This is a genomic window from Candidatus Tisiphia endosymbiont of Oplodontha viridula (assembly GCF_964264865.1).
Taxonomy (GTDB): domain Bacteria; phylum Pseudomonadota; class Alphaproteobacteria; order Rickettsiales; family Rickettsiaceae; genus Tisiphia.
This window is the reverse complement of sequence record NZ_OZ183486.1, coordinates 22,335-36,906: the sequence shown is the minus strand read 5'-3', so window position 1 is coordinate 36,906 and position 14,572 is coordinate 22,335. Positions and strand designations below refer to the sequence as shown.

The 14,572-nt window shown below is 33.2% G+C and carries 21 protein-coding genes and 1 pseudogene; 9 read left to right on the top strand and 13 right to left on the bottom strand.

From position 1 onward, the window contains the following. Nucleotides 1–99 precede the first annotated feature (99 nt). Complete coding sequence (locus ACFEL1_RS00225) at nt 100–699, bottom strand: bifunctional (p)ppGpp synthetase/guanosine-3',5'-bis(diphosphate) 3'-pyrophosphohydrolase (protein WP_341761042.1); 600 nt, start codon at nt 697–699, stop codon at nt 100–102. Between the two features lie 211 nt (nt 700–910). On the opposite strand from ACFEL1_RS00225, the gene ACFEL1_RS00220 reads away from it, so the two are divergent. Further along, a complete protein-coding gene (locus ACFEL1_RS00220) occupies nt 911–1,162 on the top strand; it encodes a palindromic element RPE1 domain-containing protein (protein WP_375331072.1) in 252 nt (83 codons plus the stop codon). Between the two features lie 45 nt (nt 1,163–1,207). On the opposite strand, the gene ACFEL1_RS00215 is transcribed toward ACFEL1_RS00220, so the two are convergent. Continuing rightward, complete coding sequence (locus ACFEL1_RS00215; RefSeq protein ID WP_375331071.1) at nt 1,208–2,368, bottom strand: FAD-dependent oxidoreductase; 1,161 nt, start codon at nt 2,366–2,368, stop codon at nt 1,208–1,210. Nucleotides 2,369–2,800: 432 nt separating this feature from the next. Between ACFEL1_RS00215 and ACFEL1_RS00210 the strand changes: the two genes are divergently transcribed. The 5 genes from ACFEL1_RS00210 to ACFEL1_RS00185 all read left to right on the top strand — a co-directional run bounded on the left by ACFEL1_RS00210 (nt 2,801) and on the right by ACFEL1_RS00185 (nt 6,142). Continuing rightward, nucleotides 2,801–3,454 (top strand): queuosine precursor transporter, encoded by a 654-nt coding sequence (locus ACFEL1_RS00210; RefSeq protein WP_341761044.1) that lies wholly within the window; start codon nt 2,801–2,803, stop codon nt 3,452–3,454. Nucleotides 3,455–4,028: 574 nt separating this feature from the next. After that, nucleotides 4,029–4,781 carry an IS4 family transposase gene (locus tag ACFEL1_RS00200; RefSeq protein WP_375331070.1) on the top strand — a complete coding sequence of 251 codons (753 nt, stop codon included), beginning with the start codon at nt 4,029–4,031 and terminating at the stop codon, nt 4,779–4,781. 84 nt (nt 4,782–4,865) lie between these two features. Beyond that, complete coding sequence (locus ACFEL1_RS00195; RefSeq protein ID WP_375330797.1) at nt 4,866–5,351, top strand: helix-turn-helix domain-containing protein; 486 nt, start codon at nt 4,866–4,868, stop codon at nt 5,349–5,351. Nucleotides 5,352–5,371: 20 nt separating this feature from the next. Then, on the top strand, nt 5,372–5,761 hold the full coding sequence (locus ACFEL1_RS00190; protein WP_375331069.1) for an IS630 family transposase: 390 nt from the start codon (nt 5,372–5,374) through the stop codon (nt 5,759–5,761). 150 nt (nt 5,762–5,911) lie between these two features. Continuing rightward, nucleotides 5,912–6,142, top strand: coding sequence for a hypothetical protein (locus tag ACFEL1_RS00185; protein ID WP_342279046.1), 231 nt, complete (start codon nt 5,912–5,914; stop codon nt 6,140–6,142). Here the strand turns inward: ACFEL1_RS00185 and ACFEL1_RS00180 are convergent. Genes ACFEL1_RS00180 through ACFEL1_RS00165 form a run of 4 tightly spaced genes read right to left on the bottom strand, consistent with a single transcriptional unit; the run spans nt 6,139 to nt 7,784 of the window. Next, on the bottom strand, nt 6,139–6,246 hold the full coding sequence (locus ACFEL1_RS00180; protein WP_341761048.1) for a hypothetical protein: 108 nt from the start codon (nt 6,244–6,246) through the stop codon (nt 6,139–6,141). The genes ACFEL1_RS00185 and ACFEL1_RS00180 overlap by 4 nt on opposite strands. Before the next feature lie 2 nt (nt 6,247–6,248). Further along, on the bottom strand, nt 6,249–6,869 hold the full coding sequence (locus tag ACFEL1_RS00175) for a DUF2163 domain-containing protein (RefSeq protein WP_375331068.1): 621 nt from the start codon (nt 6,867–6,869) through the stop codon (nt 6,249–6,251). Continuing rightward, the gene (locus tag ACFEL1_RS00170; protein WP_375331067.1) at nt 6,866–7,474 is read right to left on the bottom strand and encodes a DUF2460 domain-containing protein; all 609 of its coding nucleotides are present in this window, start codon (nt 7,472–7,474) and stop codon (nt 6,866–6,868) included. Before ACFEL1_RS00170 ends, ACFEL1_RS00175 begins: the two co-directional genes overlap by 4 nt. A gap of 55 nt (nt 7,475–7,529) precedes the next feature. Then, on the bottom strand, nt 7,530–7,784 hold the full coding sequence (locus ACFEL1_RS00165) for a type II toxin-antitoxin system Phd/YefM family antitoxin (protein ID WP_341761051.1): 255 nt from the start codon (nt 7,782–7,784) through the stop codon (nt 7,530–7,532). Nucleotides 7,785–7,888: 104 nt separating this feature from the next. On the opposite strand from ACFEL1_RS00165, the pseudogene ACFEL1_RS00160 reads away from it, so the two are divergent. Both ACFEL1_RS00160 and ACFEL1_RS00155 read left to right on the top strand, forming a co-directional pair. Further along, nucleotides 7,889–7,987, top strand: a pseudogene (locus ACFEL1_RS00160) (ATP-binding protein); the annotation flags it as partial. Nucleotides 7,988–8,260: 273 nt separating this feature from the next. After that, nucleotides 8,261–9,205: an IS110 family transposase gene (locus tag ACFEL1_RS00155; protein ID WP_375331065.1), complete on the top strand. Its 945-nt coding sequence runs from the start codon at nt 8,261–8,263 to the stop codon at nt 9,203–9,205. Between the two features lie 128 nt (nt 9,206–9,333). Here ACFEL1_RS00155 and ACFEL1_RS00150 read toward each other — a convergent pair whose 3' ends face one another. After that, nucleotides 9,334–9,522, bottom strand: a complete 189-nt coding sequence (locus tag ACFEL1_RS00150) for a hypothetical protein (protein ID WP_375331064.1) — start codon at nt 9,520–9,522, stop codon at nt 9,334–9,336. Between the two features lie 351 nt (nt 9,523–9,873). On the opposite strand from ACFEL1_RS00150, the gene ACFEL1_RS00145 reads away from it, so the two are divergent. Then, complete coding sequence (locus ACFEL1_RS00145; protein ID WP_341760860.1) at nt 9,874–10,365, top strand: hypothetical protein; 492 nt, start codon at nt 9,874–9,876, stop codon at nt 10,363–10,365. Between the two features lie 29 nt (nt 10,366–10,394). Here ACFEL1_RS00145 and ACFEL1_RS00140 read toward each other — a convergent pair whose 3' ends face one another. The 6 genes from ACFEL1_RS00140 to ACFEL1_RS00115 all read right to left on the bottom strand — a co-directional run bounded on the left by ACFEL1_RS00140 (nt 10,395) and on the right by ACFEL1_RS00115 (nt 14,563). Next, nucleotides 10,395–10,691, bottom strand: a complete 297-nt coding sequence (locus ACFEL1_RS00140; RefSeq protein ID WP_341760859.1) for a type II toxin-antitoxin system RelE/ParE family toxin — start codon at nt 10,689–10,691, stop codon at nt 10,395–10,397. Beyond that, nucleotides 10,681–10,932: a type II toxin-antitoxin system Phd/YefM family antitoxin gene (locus ACFEL1_RS00135; protein WP_341760858.1), complete on the bottom strand. Its 252-nt coding sequence runs from the start codon at nt 10,930–10,932 to the stop codon at nt 10,681–10,683. The genes ACFEL1_RS00140 and ACFEL1_RS00135 overlap by 11 nt, the downstream gene beginning before the upstream one ends. 72 nt (nt 10,933–11,004) lie before the next feature. Beyond that, nucleotides 11,005–12,852, bottom strand: a complete 1,848-nt coding sequence (locus tag ACFEL1_RS00130; RefSeq protein ID WP_375331063.1) for a phage terminase large subunit family protein — start codon at nt 12,850–12,852, stop codon at nt 11,005–11,007. Between the two features lie 164 nt (nt 12,853–13,016). Then, the gene (locus tag ACFEL1_RS00125; protein WP_375331062.1) at nt 13,017–13,349 is read right to left on the bottom strand and encodes a hypothetical protein; all 333 of its coding nucleotides are present in this window, start codon (nt 13,347–13,349) and stop codon (nt 13,017–13,019) included. A gap of 87 nt (nt 13,350–13,436) precedes the next feature. Continuing rightward, nucleotides 13,437–13,664: a type II toxin-antitoxin system Phd/YefM family antitoxin gene (locus ACFEL1_RS00120; RefSeq protein ID WP_375331061.1), complete on the bottom strand. Its 228-nt coding sequence runs from the start codon at nt 13,662–13,664 to the stop codon at nt 13,437–13,439. Between the two features lie 314 nt (nt 13,665–13,978). Then, nucleotides 13,979–14,563: a hypothetical protein gene (locus ACFEL1_RS00115; protein ID WP_375331060.1), complete on the bottom strand. Its 585-nt coding sequence runs from the start codon at nt 14,561–14,563 to the stop codon at nt 13,979–13,981. Nucleotides 14,564–14,572: the final 9 nt, after the last annotated feature.

The following is a 14,572-nucleotide window of genomic DNA, read 5'->3' as shown; positions in this document are numbered from 1 at the left end:
AATTTTAGCATATACCCCAATTCGGGATAAGAATTAGTTAATTCTTATCCCGAATTCGCGTTAAGCACATATTTTAGTTACTCAATAACACTATGCACTTCATACTTTACGCAAGTTGTCTTGATAAATACGATAAAGATTTATAATTGTTTGCTCATAATCAATAAGTTCTTGTATAGTCCAATTAAAATGGGTAAAGATGTCGTACGCTTTATTTAGCTCAGTATTAATATCAGCTACATTCAATATACCAGTAGGCAGTAACTCTCTTATCTTTGCTGCCTGCGTCTTTTTATATTCATCGTGATTTGCTGTACCAAATTCTGCTATATCATGCATCTCATTGGTTCGTACCTGCATTTCCACATCACGTCTAGGGTTGCCGACACTCGTAACAATATGCAAGGAACGATAACCATTATCTTTAGGATAATCAATATAGTTCTTTTTCTCTGTTGTTTTAACAGAATAGATACCACAAATAATATCCAACACTTTATAACAATATTCTAGCTTATCAACTATAAATCTAAAAGCCACTAGATCCGTTAATTCGTTAGTCTTTAGTATCATCTTATTTAAGGCAGAACAAGGGTCTTTTAATCTATAATATGTTGTTGCTGCTATATCATTTTCATTTAGCTTAGTACTAATAATATCAGCTATTTTACGTAAATCGTTAGTATCTTGAGATTGCATATTTGATATTCTAGTTGTAGTGAATTTGTTTTTAAAATAATATTATGGTAGTCTTTGATGCTAACAAATAAAAATAAGCTTGTCAATTGCTAGAAAATCATTTATTGAACAAGTATATAGGCAATTATACCTACTAAGAGTAAACATATACAACCTAATGTGTTTGGTACTCAAGCATAGCAAACAAAAAAACTCATAATAAATTATTACAATGGCTACAAAGAAGCTGAAGCATGATGAAGTTGTTAAAGCAGCCACAGAATCTCGACCTGCAGCGGACGATGATGTACGTGAGGATTCGAGTACCGCATCGACGTACAAATCACCAGCAGAAGTAGAGTTTCGAAAGAAGTCTAATGAACTAACCTTAATTACGGGACTTATACCATTTCCGAAAACTAATCATCACGTCGTCGTACTTTATGATCTCCACTCCTCACGTACTAGTTGTACGCGAAGGTAGCCGACACTCGTACTCCGAGTAGCAATTTAGTTTTGGAAAATGGTATTATTTAATCCCATAAAATTCTTTAGCATTTTGTAGTATAATACCAAATTCTTCGTCATTAGGTGTTGCAGGTGTTGCACCTTCAATAAAAGTACCACCAATGACTCCTACATCATTAACACCAGTATTTGGCATATGTTTTGGGAAAATATAAAAATCACGTTCTACTTTCTGTCCAGACGTAGTTTTGCCTTCATCCCAACGAGTCAAAATCATATATTGTAGATCTTTAGGATTTTGATCTTTAAGCATAATCAAGTGACCTTGGACTGACACCAATTTCTCATCATTATTAAGCTTACTAGCACCAAGGCCAGTACAATTGAAGATAAATTTTCCATCAAGTTCAGCAAATGAGTTAACTTTTTTCTGTACAAACTTAATATTTTTACTTCTTAAATATTCGTCAAGTTCTGCCATAAGTATGCCTGTATCCATAAAAATACCATCATCATATACAATCATCTTCCTTGTCGTACCATTATCAAAATCAACTGTCACATCTTTTGCTGGATTCATGACTTTACCAACATAAGGCTCTAAACCAGATTCTTCCCGAGTTCTAAAATAAGCTGGAATAATGATAGCTCCTTCCTTAAAGTGTGGATGCTGTTTCTTAGCGATTGACGCATAAAATTTATAAGCATCAATTTCTATTTTCTGGAGAACTGTCTGTATTTCTTGACCATTATCCATAGATACTGGAGCAAGTAAACCACCCGCATTATTAGAAGCCAGTCCATCAAATTTTTCTGCAACAATCGTAATATTCTTAAAACCTTTTTGTTCTAAATCATAAGCTGTAAACAATCCCAAGACGCCTGCTCCAATAATGGTAATTGGCGTATCTTTTGTAAGATCAGTTGCATATTTTGAGTTTATAAGTAAGTTATTAACGTATTCAGCAGAACCAGGACCAAGAGTCCAGCCACTACCACCATGTCCATAGTTATTAGCGATTATTTTACTATCTTTTTCCTCTACACTCATTTTAGGAGAACCATGTCTCATTGGACGATAACAAAGTATTTTTTGTCCCAAATATGCAGTGTCTAATTTTGGTGGAGTAATTTTTCTAACCTCACCACTAATTGCCATTGTTAAAGTTGGTGTTATAACCATCAGAGTAGCCATGCAAAGTACCTTAATTTTCTTGAGCACAATTGTAACCTTATAAAAAAATTTAATTTAGAGTTAAGACGAGTTAATATAGATATTGGTGCATTTAGTAAAGAATAATTGTATTATTCTACATACAAGAAAAGTAAAATTTCTGTATTAATGTCACAATATTAATTATATGGTGAGACCGTGGTGGATGATGATGTATACTCGATGAAAATCAACAATTGCGTTGTCGTTGTCCAAGACCTGCGGTGCTCACGTACTAATGTACGCTGTGCTCCTCGGCTTGAACACTCCTAGCACTTGTTGATTTTGATTCTATCGTCTACCAACTCTTCATTTACGAGCAGTATAATACAACAAGCTTTACCATATATAAATAATTTTATAAGTTGAATTTTAGGTAAACTTATTTATTTTAAATTATAGTTTTTACTCAAAATATTCTTAATTTATGATTCCAAAAACATGACCATAGATGAAAAAATTTATATTACTATATGCGTATTATTTGCAATTCTCATTGTAATAGGTAATTTAATATATCAAAAGTTTGTTTTCTTACCAATATTACCTTTTTATACTTTTGAACTTTCTGTAGGTGCGATAACATACCCATTAACATTTTTACTTACTGATTTAATTGTTGAATTTTATGGGAAAACCAAAGCTAATTTCTGTGTTAAACTTGCACTAGCTATGAATATAATTGTTGTATTAATTATAGCAATAATGGATAGGTTAAATGCCACAGAATGGTCTAAAATCGATAATATAACTTTTCATAAGGTTTTTGGGTTATATAGTATTGCTTTCATAGGCTCAATTATTGCCTGTTACACTGCTCAACTTATTGATATTACAATTTATTTATGGATACGTAAAGTCACTCATGGTAGATGGCTATGGCTTAGGAACAATGGCAGTACAGCAATTTCGCTATTTATAGATACTTGTATTGTTATTAGCTTCATGAGTATATTTGGAGTGCTACCAATAGATCGTATGTGGTCACTTATAGTGAACAGCTATTCATTTAAACTTTTCTTCACAATATGTAGCACTCCTTTATTTTACATAGGAGTTAGCATAATAAAATATGTTACTAAATATAAAAGTTAATTTTTTTATTCCCCTATAAATTGTTCTCGTATCTCACACAAGTCATTTTTTACTTACATCTATCAATAACATTAGACTTCTTTCGAAACTCGCTTATGCTGAGGGATTTGAAGGAGACGCGGAACGCAGAACCGCAGCGTACTCTAATGTACGTGAGGATTCGAGTACCGCATCGACGTACAAATCACCAGCAGAAGTAGAGTTTCGAAAGAAGTCTATTCTAAAATGACCAATATTTATAACATAACCTTGTATGGATCTCCCGTAAAATGCAAGAAAAAACGCATATTCCTAGTTAGAATTTCTTGCATATTCTTTGTTTACCTAAAGAAATAACATACAGAGATCGAAAGCAAGCTAGATTCATTAATTGATTTCTCAGTACAGGACAAAGAGATTAAGGAGAGAATAAAAAATAGTAGATAACGCGTAGACAAAGCTCTATTACTTAGGTTGTTAAAGACTTAAGAGGCAAGAGAATGATTACAGCGTTATCACAATTAATAGGAGACTACTTTTTTAATAGTTTTGCAAGCATAAAATTAATAGGACAAATAATATTAGATTACTGCAAGTGAGAGATGTAAATCTTACACAACTTGCCTTAACGATAAAAGGAGACAAGCAAGAATCACGCTATAAGAAATTACAGAGATTTTTTGCCAAATGTGAATTATCATACACATCCTTAGCCAAGTTACTGGTTAGGTTGGCTGGAATTGATGCTGAACAATGGTTATTAGTGCTTGATCGGACAAATTGGAAATTTGGTAAGCTTGACATCAATATTTTAGTATTATCTATTTGCCATAAAGGCATTGCTATACCAATTATGTGGGATATGTTGCCAAAAGCAGGAACTTCTAATAACGTTGAACGTCAGCAATTAATGGAAAGGTTTATTACTGTATTTGGCATAGAGAAGATGTCAGCATTGCTTGGGGATCGGGAGTTGATTGGTGATTTATGGCTAAAGTTTTTAGCTGATAAAATGATAGCATTTTATATTAGAATCACAGCCAATCTTACCATTGGTAGAACAGAAGATGAATTAGTTACTGCTAATCATTTAATTAAGAGGTTACAGAATGGTGAATATATGTTGTTTAAAGGAAAAAGATATTTGGGTAAGAATTATAAAGGACCTAAAGTATCTGTAGCGGCATTGCGTAATGATCAAGGAGAATTAGTAATCATAGCTACCAATGATAACCCTAATATAGCACTAAATATATATAAAAAAAGATGGGAAATAGAAAATCTTTTTGCTTGCCTTAAAACACGAGGATTTAACTTTGAAAACACCCATATAATACCAATTCCCTAATTTAAATTAGTATAAATAGTAGAAAAAAGATGAGATTATGTTATAATATTCCAAGTTTATGAATAAATTAAGGAAAGGAATATAATGGGATGTCATCAAAGATTAATAACAGAAGAGTTATACCAACGTGCTATTGAGCAGCTTGCAAGCATGAACCGAGATAATAGAGTTGCTATTAGACTTATGGCTATAATTGCTGCTAAAGAAAATGGTGTTGGTATAGTATGTAAGGTATTTAATATAACAACCAATACGCTTAGGAACTGGGTAAAAAGCTTTGCTCAAGGTAATGATAAAAGCCTTGAATATAAACAAGGTAGAGGACGAAAAAGTAAATTAACAAAAAATTGTTGTGAAGCAATAAATAAATGGTTACAAGACGATTGTAACATGACAATAAAAAATATCATCATAAAACTTAAAGAAAATTTGGAGATTGATGCTAGTAAATCGGCTGTACATAGAGTATTACAGAAACTTAAATTTGCATACATTACCCCAAGACCAGTGCATTACAAACAGAATAAAGAAACTCATGAAGGGTTTAAAAAAAACTTCAAGAAACAATAACAAATAACCCTAGCAGTTACTTGTATTTCTTTGATGAATCACGTTTTGGGACTCATTCTAAATTAGGTTATGGTTGGTTTCGTAAAGGTAGCAGAACTCAAGTTAAAGCCAAAATGGGCTTTCAAAATTTCTATGTTTATAGTGCGGTTAACCCAATCACAGGTGATGATTTTACTTTAATGATGCCAAATGTCAATACCGTTTGTTTAAATATATTTTTGGCAGAGATGTCTAAACAGATAGGAGAACAAAAAGCGATTATTGTTATGGATTGTGCTGGATGGCACAAAGCTAAAGAGCTAATTATTGCAACAAATATAGAAATTCTTTATTTACCCCCATATTCTCCTGAATTGAATCCGACAGAGAAATTGTGGCAATATTTAAAGTCTAATACTATCAAAGAATAAAGTATATGACACAATCGAACAACTAGAAATAGTAGTATGTTCCTGCCTTAAAAATTTAAATGCCTCACTAATTAAATCGATTTGTTGTATGAATTATTTGCTAAATTAAATTAGGGAATTAGTATAATACATTTAGATAGAATTAGTAAATTGCTTGGTTTACTTGCTATAGCATTTACTTTTGCTTATGTTGTGGGTCAATGGCAAAATTCTATCAGACCCATAAAGCTTAAAAAACACGGTAGAAAGTCTATCTCCTTATTCAGGTATGGCTTAGATTACTTGCAGAGAATATTTTTGAATATTGAAGAAATGATGGAAGTTATAACAAAATTTATTAAGCCCATAACACCATCTTTACTTCGATTATCACCTTGTTAATCTCTTTGTCCTGTACTGAGAGCAAATTTATCAGATACACTAATAGCAAAAGGCATTGGTAGGGCTAATATTATCTTTGTATCAGCAAAATCTTTTACTTCCATCTTTAGTCCATGATTATTACCGCTATTCCAGTAAACCAGCCATTGGGCTGATCAAGGTTTTGAGCAAAGAAGCTTTGCTGGTCAATCACCCTCGATACTGTTTCTTCCACAGTAAATCCTAGCTGTTGCAGGTTAAACTTGCATTTTGTATCACCAAGATTAGCTCGACAATGAGGCAGATAAGTTTCACACATTGTTTGTGATAAGAATTGTGTAAGCCCTCTTATTTCAGCACAAAACATGTTGCTGTTTAAAGTTACTTCCCCTAATACTCCACGCTTTTGTATTAGCTTACCACTATTTGGCTCTTGATAATTCACTAAAAATATTTCAACTTCAGCAAAATCATATTTACCAGCAAGTAAATCGCTAGCATTTATTTTAGGGGTAAAAATTTGCCCTGATAAGTCAAGATTATCTACTGCCATGTTACTGCTACTCTCAACATTGGTTGGAGTAAAACTAGCAATAGATTCATATTGCAAATCATCAATTAGTAAATTTTGGTTATAATCAGTAAATCCTAAAATTATTTTATCCAGTCTAGTAATTTTCCAGCAAGTAGCAAGGCTTGTCACCTCGGATTTTAAGTGATGAGTTAATGTTGGCGGTAAATTTCTCATACTCTAATTTCAATGAGAGGAATATTACCCCAAGAGCCTATGTTAAAGCTATCCATCGATAAATCAAGGTGATCCGTATCAAACCTAACTGGTACGTCAAATTCAAAATCTGCCGTTATTTCTTCATCTCTTCTCGGAGGCTGAGCAAAGACAATTGAGCCAGTGGTAAAATCAATATCAATTTCTTCTGTTTGCACTACACAAGAATCAAGATAAATCTTGCAAAAACTATTTTTTACTGGTTTAGTTATAATTCTAGCATAAATATATCCACCACTAATATAATTTTTAACTAATTGGAATTTTTTTGTTTGACCGTCCCCTTTGCCTAATAACTGATTTATACCTTGATAATCAGACCAGTCTTTATAACGAAAACCTATAGCTCTGCCACGTCTTGCCCGAAAAAAACTTATTAGCTCTTGCCACTGGGCTTGCGTCTTGATACCACTACCAATATCATATCTGCTTCTTGCCATTTGCCAGTTAATATTGCGTTGCTCATGACCACTAAATGTTGTAACGATGTTAGTTGAGAATATTGACCCACCCTTAGAACCATAAGATATCTCAGGCGGAAATTGCACCTCAGCAAAGACTATCATAAATGATTAAATTAGCTTGTTAATCAGAGAGTTAAGATTATTATATATATATCTTCTAAATATCTTCATTTTTCTTAAAGTCAGCTAGAGATATAGTGCCATGTTGCTTGGCTTCTTCTAGGGATTTTCTTGCATCCTCTACATCTAATTTATCTTCAAGAGCTTCAAGCAAATTTAAATCTTCCATAGGTATTACGGCAACAAGGTTTTTTCCTCGCCTTGTAAAAATGATTCTTTCTTTCCCATAAGCACTACGATTCAGTACTTCAGAAAAATGTTCTCTTGCTTCTACAGTGGTAATAAAATTCATAGTAGGATTGTACCCTTTTAAATCCACTACTCAAATGTACGTTACGTACAAATTTTTGTCAAGTTATATGTCACAAATTCCTAGAATGACCACAAGTCTTTGGTTGTAATAAAATGACGGTAGCATTACTTGACAGAATTTGCCACAACTGTAACATCATCAAAATTGGTAACGAAAGTTATCGTATGAGAAAACGAAAATAACTAATTTTACCCTCTACAATATTGCTCGCTAAACGGGTCATTTTTCAACGTTTATTGACAATAATTTATTTTCATCTAAAATTTAGATAAAAGATAATTGCTTATATCTTAAAAACATGTTATAAGTAGTTGTAAGAGGGTGACTTGAAGCAAGCTAGACTGAAATAGTCGTGAACAGAATAAGTACCCTCTATCGTTAAGTTTGCTTTGAACAAATTGCAGAAGGTACTGCAGTACAGTAGCCTTGCACAATAAGATGAAGGAGATTATACTATGAAAAAAATAATAGGTCTAGATGTAAGTAAAAAATGGCTTGATGTATGTATATATATTTCAAACAGTAAACCGGAATATCATCGTTTTGCAAATGATAATTTAGGTCATGAAGAGCTTATAAAATTAACAAAAGAGCAAAAAATTGAGCTAATAGTGTGCGAACCCACAGGAGGCTACGAGGATGAAATTTGCCAAAAATTATATAGTAATGAGCAACGGATTCATAAGGTAAATACCTATAGTTTTAATTCATTTAGTAAGTCAGTAAATTTTTGTAAAACGGACAAGCAAGATGCTTTTAAATTAGCGTATTACGGTGATAAGATGCAACTTACAGCAAATTATATACATCAAATTGAATCAGAAAATTTGAAGAGATATCAGCAAAGACGGGAAGATTTAGTATTGATGCTTAGTAATGAAAAAAAGAGGTTGCATAATAGTGTCGATGGTATTGACAAAGAAAGCATAGAAACATTGATGGGATGCTTACAAAAGGAAATATCTAAAATTGATGATAAATTAAATGAGATAATAGATGGATCAGAAGAACTACAAGAAAAAACAAAAATATTAGAAACTGTACCTGGCATTGGCAAATGTCTAGCTAGTAAATTAATTAGTTTTTTACCTGAGTTGGGAAATAAAAATTATAGCGGCAACGAATTATCAGCTATGGTTGGAATAGCGCCATATGCTCGAGATAGTGGTAATAAACAAGGTCGAAGATTCATTAGAGGAGACAGAAAGATACCACGAGATGCACTATATATGGCAGTACTAACAGGTAAAAATGGCTTTCAATATTTAAAAGCTTTATATGACAGACTTATTAATAATTTTAAACCTAAACAAGTTGCGACAGTAGCTTGTATGCGTAAATTACTGGAAGTTTGCCATAAGCTTATTCAACAAAAACGTGTATTTGTTGTTAATCAATAATATTTTTTATTTATATAAAATACAGATAAAAAATATTTAATTTTTTTAAAAAGATAATTGCTGTTTATTTGGATCGCCACGCTACTTTTCTGGAGATATTATTACTTTTTTAAAGGGATCAATTTTCGTTACAATCTTTGCTCTAAAGGGGGCAAAACCTGATTACAATTTACAGCAATAGCAGCAATGTCAAAACCAGTGGTATAATTACGAAAGCTGTAAGACAAATTCCAGCCTTCAGTAGCAGGATATTTGTTTAAATATCGTTGCCACTTAACAGTTTCACCTGTAGTAAATGATGTTGGTTCAGAAATCACCGTAAGATATGATTAGTAATTGAAAAAACTTATTATTGACTTTTGCTAACTGTAGTTTAAAATTAAAAATGAAGTAACTGCAAGGTTATTTTGGGGTTTCGCAGCCCCTATCAACAGCGGTATACAACAACCGAAAATGTTGTTCCTTGATTATTATGATCGGGGTGGTGGTAGCGTATGTTCAAGGCTTGTGGTGTAAACTTCAAGCCTAAAGGCTACCATACCGGCTGTTGACGGTTTCTGCGAACTTCCCGATCGCCAAGATATGTATAACCTATAAATTTTTCTTTTATCATTTTATCTTTGGCGATCAAAACTCTTAATTATTAAAACATTAGAGAAGGGATCGCTATGAACAACCAACAAGCCATTATCTTATTATATTCATCACATGCCCGTTTTGAACTCATAAGGCAATCTTTGATCAATTTTTGTAAGGAAAATAATTTTACAATAATAAAAATTATCGACGCACCAAATAAATACGATGACAGCATACTTCGCGAATTAATTTATACAGTAAGCAAACAAAATAATTATAATAGTCCTATTAATCTAATCATCGATGACAGTATATTTGGTAATATTTGTTATTTCGTAACTTGGGTGGTAATTACTACTTTATTAGAAGCTAAGCTGATTAATAGGCTTTATATTCAAGAAAATATATTGCATACTACCAATACTGAAAAAGATAAATTTGATAATTTTTTAGCAACTAACATAATAACTGAGCATTATTTATTAAAATTCTGTTTCTCATATTTTAACGTTATAATGCATGCTGCTAAAGCAACAATAGATTTCGATGATGAAGAATTACATAAAGGCGGCAATGCATAATATATCGAGGTTTTTTTAAATTCCCGTACTTACTTGTTTTTTTCCAGCCTAGAAGTTAATTGTTTATATACTTCGTTACGGTTTCTTTTCCCTATGCTTAAAACAAGTACTGTTATTCGTATGTCATCAACCTCATAAACTAACCTATATCCTGCAGACTTTAGCTTTATTTTATATAAATTAGTCCCTCCACTTAGGGCATCTTTTGGTATATGAGGATTAATTAATCTGCTTGATAATTTCTTTTTAAATTGTTGTTTAATAACTTCACCTAATTTATCCCATTCTTTCTTTGCAGCAGGAACAAATTCAAGTTTATAAATCATTTAGATCAACTGCTATAGCTTCTTTCTTTTCTTTTAGTCTTTCTTCAGCAAGTTTAAGTAAATCTCTATCATCTAATATTTCAACCATTTGTTCGTATAGTTCAGCTGGAACTAAATAAGCCGTTGGTTTATTATGATTCAATAAAGCAATAGGCTCACCACTAGACTTAGCAAGCAATGCTGTAGGACTTTTTTTAAATTCTGATATACTGGCAGTAAGATTAGTATAAATATGATTCATTGTTATACCATGATTAATATTTAATTATATACCTATTATAGTACTTAATTTAGGTTTTAACAATATTTTAATCTACCAATTTTTGACAAAGCTAGTTGTTTTTCTGATTGGCTTGATAAAGTTTAAACTCAGCTTTTTCTTAGTTTCTTTAACTTCTACTTTTGCTGTTGGCTCAAGCATTTTATTTGCTAAAAGTTCTAAATTTGGGTTTAGTATGTACAAAGCTGCTAAGGCATAAACTCTGCAATCAAGTGCCTCATTACGTTTACCAGCTGGCTTCTCCCATTTGCGAGTTGGAAAGCCTTTATTATAATAAGTAACGATTTTCTCTGCCGTTAGCTGTTTAAAATATTCCGCGTCATAATTTATTGGGAAGTGACAATATCCCGGTCCTAGTTCAGTAATCTTTAACCGGCTGTAGATCATTTCTTTGGCTGTATCAGTGCCAATGGAAAACAACTTAACTCGCATTCTATTGGCAATCGATGGTCTGCTAACCAAGGCTTTACCTGCTATTGATGAACCCTTTATGGCAAATATCCTACGTAACTGTCTTTTCTTACAATATGCATAAACTGCTTGGGTGTGATGACCGCCTGAATCAACACAAACTGAGGCAATCCTAAGGTTAATGCCGCTTTGGTGTTTAATGTTCTGCTCTAGGATATTATCAAGATCATCCCATATCTCACTCCTAGCAGGATCACCATAGATTACTCTATAATCAAGCGACCAGCTTTCTTCTTTTACACCCCAACCAACTATTTCCACTTCAAGTCGATCATTTTGTACGTCTACACCAGCAGTAATAATAACAACCCCGTTAGGTACAACATTGCCCCAATTTTCTTTTCTCGACAATAGTGAAGTTTCATCTACCTTATCTCCTCCTTCCTCCCAAGTTTCACCAAGACTGGTATTAACCCAAGTCTTTAAGGTTTCAGGCATCATTTTCGCTTTCAGGAATTCTGCCGTCATTCTAGCCCAAGTAACCCAAGACGAATAGATCTCGCTTATATGAAAACCAGCAATGTTGTTACTTTCTCCTTTAGCTTCAGATATCCACTTACCACACTGTAGCATCGACATTTTATCATTATCGTGCAGAATGCAGCCATTTACCTCACAAACATAATGTGCTTCTTCAGGTTTGTCTTTAGGCCATCGTACTTGAGGCCATTTTAAGGTTTGGTACTCACCGCATAATTTACATGGAACATAATAACGTCTTTGATCGCTTTGCAGATAAGCTAGTTCTATTCTGCTAAAATATTTGATAGTTGGGGTGGAAGTTAAAATAATTTTTCTATTCCAAAAAGTTGTGGCTCTTTTTTTGGCTAAATTAACTGGGTCTCCTTCTGAACCACTACTAGCAGGATAACGATCTACCTCATCACATAGCACAATCCTGACTGGCCTGCTTGCCAGTGAAGAGGGTGAATTACTACCAGCCATGGTAATGTGTCCACCCGGAAAACGCTTGTATAAAATCTTATTGCCGGAATCTCTACTTTTTGGTTCTTTGACTAAGTTCTTAAATACCTCACTATCACGCAGCATAGGAGTTAAACGATCCGTTGACCAGCTTTCTGCCAGCTTTTCAGTAGGTTGCACTATTAGCATTGGTGCTGGGTCTTGATGAATATGATAGCCAACAATATTATTGATCACTTCAGTTTTACCAACTTGTGCTGATGACATTACTACGATCATCTCTATCTTTGGATCATTTACTGCATCCATGATTTCGCGTTGATATGGCGTTTTACTAGTATGCCAGCTGCCCGGCTCAGCCGAGGACTCACTTGACAGCTTACGATAATTATCCGCCCACTGGCTTACGCTTAACTTTGGTGGTGGTGCTACTAGTTTGGCTATTTTCTTGGTAATCTGACTCCAAATTATTTGGCTTGTTGGCATAATGGGATTGTTGTAAGATGAAGATTTTTTGAATCAGTTCACAACAGTCCCATAATTGCTAAGTTCCAAAAGTGCCTTATGTATCTCCGTCTCTAAGCAATGCACAATGGCCGCAAAATCATTATCAAGTACTATTATTTGCCGAGCTATATTGTTTGGAAGACTTAGCATCCTAGCTCTAAAGGCAATGTCAAATTAGACCAATGAAGTTCCACCTCACTGCTAGCTAAGTATTTGCCTTCCAGTATCTGTACTTCTAATTCTGCTTTATCAGCTTGAGCCTTGAGTAAGCGTAGTTTTTGGGCGTTTAAATTATCAGAGGTATTTTTGCCAACTGGCCTTGATTCAAGATACCGTGCATAAGACTTTATGCAGTCAGCTAAATCATACTTACCAGCTACTGGAGCAGGCAGTATAGCCTCCTTAACCAATTGTTGCACTCTACGTTCACTTAATTGCAAAGCTTTGGCAATGTCTGATACTTTATGGTTATTCATTAAACTTGGTTTATTTCAAAAAACAATTCTTAAAATTATACTTATGCAATAATAATAGGAACTGAATATTGAGTTATTTTATTATCTCTAGTAATTATAGTTAAATAAGTTTTGTGGCAATTGATCAAAATCTTTAGCAATTTTTATTTTTCCTTTCCAAGCTCCGGCTTTACGTGGAATTGATAAAGCATTATATTTTATTATTTTAACTGTTGGTTTGCCTGCTTTGCAAATAATTACTTCTTCTCCTTCTTGAGCTTTTTTAATTAAGTCAGAAAAATGAATTTTCGCTTCATGTATACTTGCTATTTGCATTCCTTTTCTCTAATTCTTCTTAAAAACTAAGATTAAACTAAATTTTATTATATGTATAGACAATGTTTAAAAATAGATATATGGCTTACAAGTTTATACTTAATTTCGTTTTTTACTACAGCTCATTAAATGTAAGAGTCTTATATTTAAGGGGTTACAGAGTTTTTGTTAAATTAAAAGAAACGAAATATACCAAAAATTTTTATCGCTAGGCAAGGGTCGGGGTGGTCAGTCACCCAGGTTCGACAAGCTTAGAAAGTACCTTGTTTCGTTTCGTTTTTTCCATACTATTTGTTAAATTGCTTCTGTCTCCTTTATTTTGCTGTGTCTAAGGCAAAGTTAAAAGAAGTCGTAAACACCTTATCAAAGCGGCTATTAAAAGTATTAACTGCTGTAGCCTTAAACCCAAACCTTGGACTAACTTTAGCTTCATGGGTTAGGCTATATAGCCTTTCCAGTCTTTGACTACTAACACTACGATAAATAGATTTGCCAAGTTTAAATATACTTCTATTCCCCTGTTGATCTCTCAAAGCTTTTGAACTTCTTTGCTTTTTTGGTACATTACTGGTTGGTACAGCAATCATACTGCCACGATATGACACTTTAATTCCACCTTCTTCCTGAATGTAGGCAAAATGAGCCTTAGTGTACACAGCAGATATTAAGGCATATTTACTAGCAAATGCCACCTTGATACCAGTTCTTTGGTGTTTGTCCCACCATTTTTTGCTGTTATTGAATATAATTGGTACTCTTTTGCAGATTTGCTCTTGAACAAGCAATGCTATTTTGTTCAAAGTCAAGTTAACTGCAAATGGTAACTGTTTCTTTTCGATATTATCCATATAACGGGCTATCTTGTTTATATCACTTTTCACATCAATAGTAAAACTCATAACTGCAAC

What these genes read in the sequence shown, in the direction of transcription:
- ACFEL1_RS00225 (WP_341761042.1), bottom strand. Translation starts at nt 699, where the DNA reads ATGCAATCTCAAGATACTAACGATTTACGTAAAATAGCTGATATTATT.
- ACFEL1_RS00220 (WP_375331072.1), top strand. Translation starts at nt 911, where the DNA reads ATGGCTACAAAGAAGCTGAAGCATGATGAAGTTGTTAAAGCAGCCACA.
- ACFEL1_RS00210 (WP_341761044.1), top strand. Translation starts at nt 2,801, where the DNA reads ATGACCATAGATGAAAAAATTTATATTACTATATGCGTATTATTTGCA.
- ACFEL1_RS00195 (WP_375330797.1), top strand. Translation starts at nt 4,866, where the DNA reads ATGGGATGTCATCAAAGATTAATAACAGAAGAGTTATACCAACGTGCT.
- ACFEL1_RS00180 (WP_341761048.1), bottom strand. Translation starts at nt 6,246, where the DNA reads ATGGAAGTAAAAGATTTTGCTGATACAAAGATAATATTAGCCCTACCA.
- ACFEL1_RS00175 (WP_375331068.1), bottom strand. Translation starts at nt 6,869, where the DNA reads ATGAGAAATTTACCGCCAACATTAACTCATCACTTAAAATCCGAGGTG.
- ACFEL1_RS00170 (WP_375331067.1), bottom strand. Translation starts at nt 7,474, where the DNA reads ATGATAGTCTTTGCTGAGGTGCAATTTCCGCCTGAGATATCTTATGGT.
- ACFEL1_RS00165 (WP_341761051.1), bottom strand. Translation starts at nt 7,784, where the DNA reads ATGAATTTTATTACCACTGTAGAAGCAAGAGAACATTTTTCTGAAGTA.
- ACFEL1_RS00155 (WP_375331065.1), top strand. Translation starts at nt 8,261, where the DNA reads ATGAAAAAAATAATAGGTCTAGATGTAAGTAAAAAATGGCTTGATGTA.
- ACFEL1_RS00145 (WP_341760860.1), top strand. Translation starts at nt 9,874, where the DNA reads ATGAACAACCAACAAGCCATTATCTTATTATATTCATCACATGCCCGT.
- ACFEL1_RS00140 (WP_341760859.1), bottom strand. Translation starts at nt 10,691, where the DNA reads ATGATTTATAAACTTGAATTTGTTCCTGCTGCAAAGAAAGAATGGGAT.
- ACFEL1_RS00135 (WP_341760858.1), bottom strand. Translation starts at nt 10,932, where the DNA reads ATGAATCATATTTATACTAATCTTACTGCCAGTATATCAGAATTTAAA.
- ACFEL1_RS00130 (WP_375331063.1), bottom strand. Translation starts at nt 12,852, where the DNA reads ATGCCAACAAGCCAAATAATTTGGAGTCAGATTACCAAGAAAATAGCC.
- ACFEL1_RS00125 (WP_375331062.1), bottom strand. Translation starts at nt 13,349, where the DNA reads ATGAATAACCATAAAGTATCAGACATTGCCAAAGCTTTGCAATTAAGT.
- ACFEL1_RS00120 (WP_375331061.1), bottom strand. Translation starts at nt 13,664, where the DNA reads ATGCAAATAGCAAGTATACATGAAGCGAAAATTCATTTTTCTGACTTA.
- ACFEL1_RS00115 (WP_375331060.1), bottom strand. Translation starts at nt 14,563, where the DNA reads ATGAGTTTTACTATTGATGTGAAAAGTGATATAAACAAGATAGCCCGT.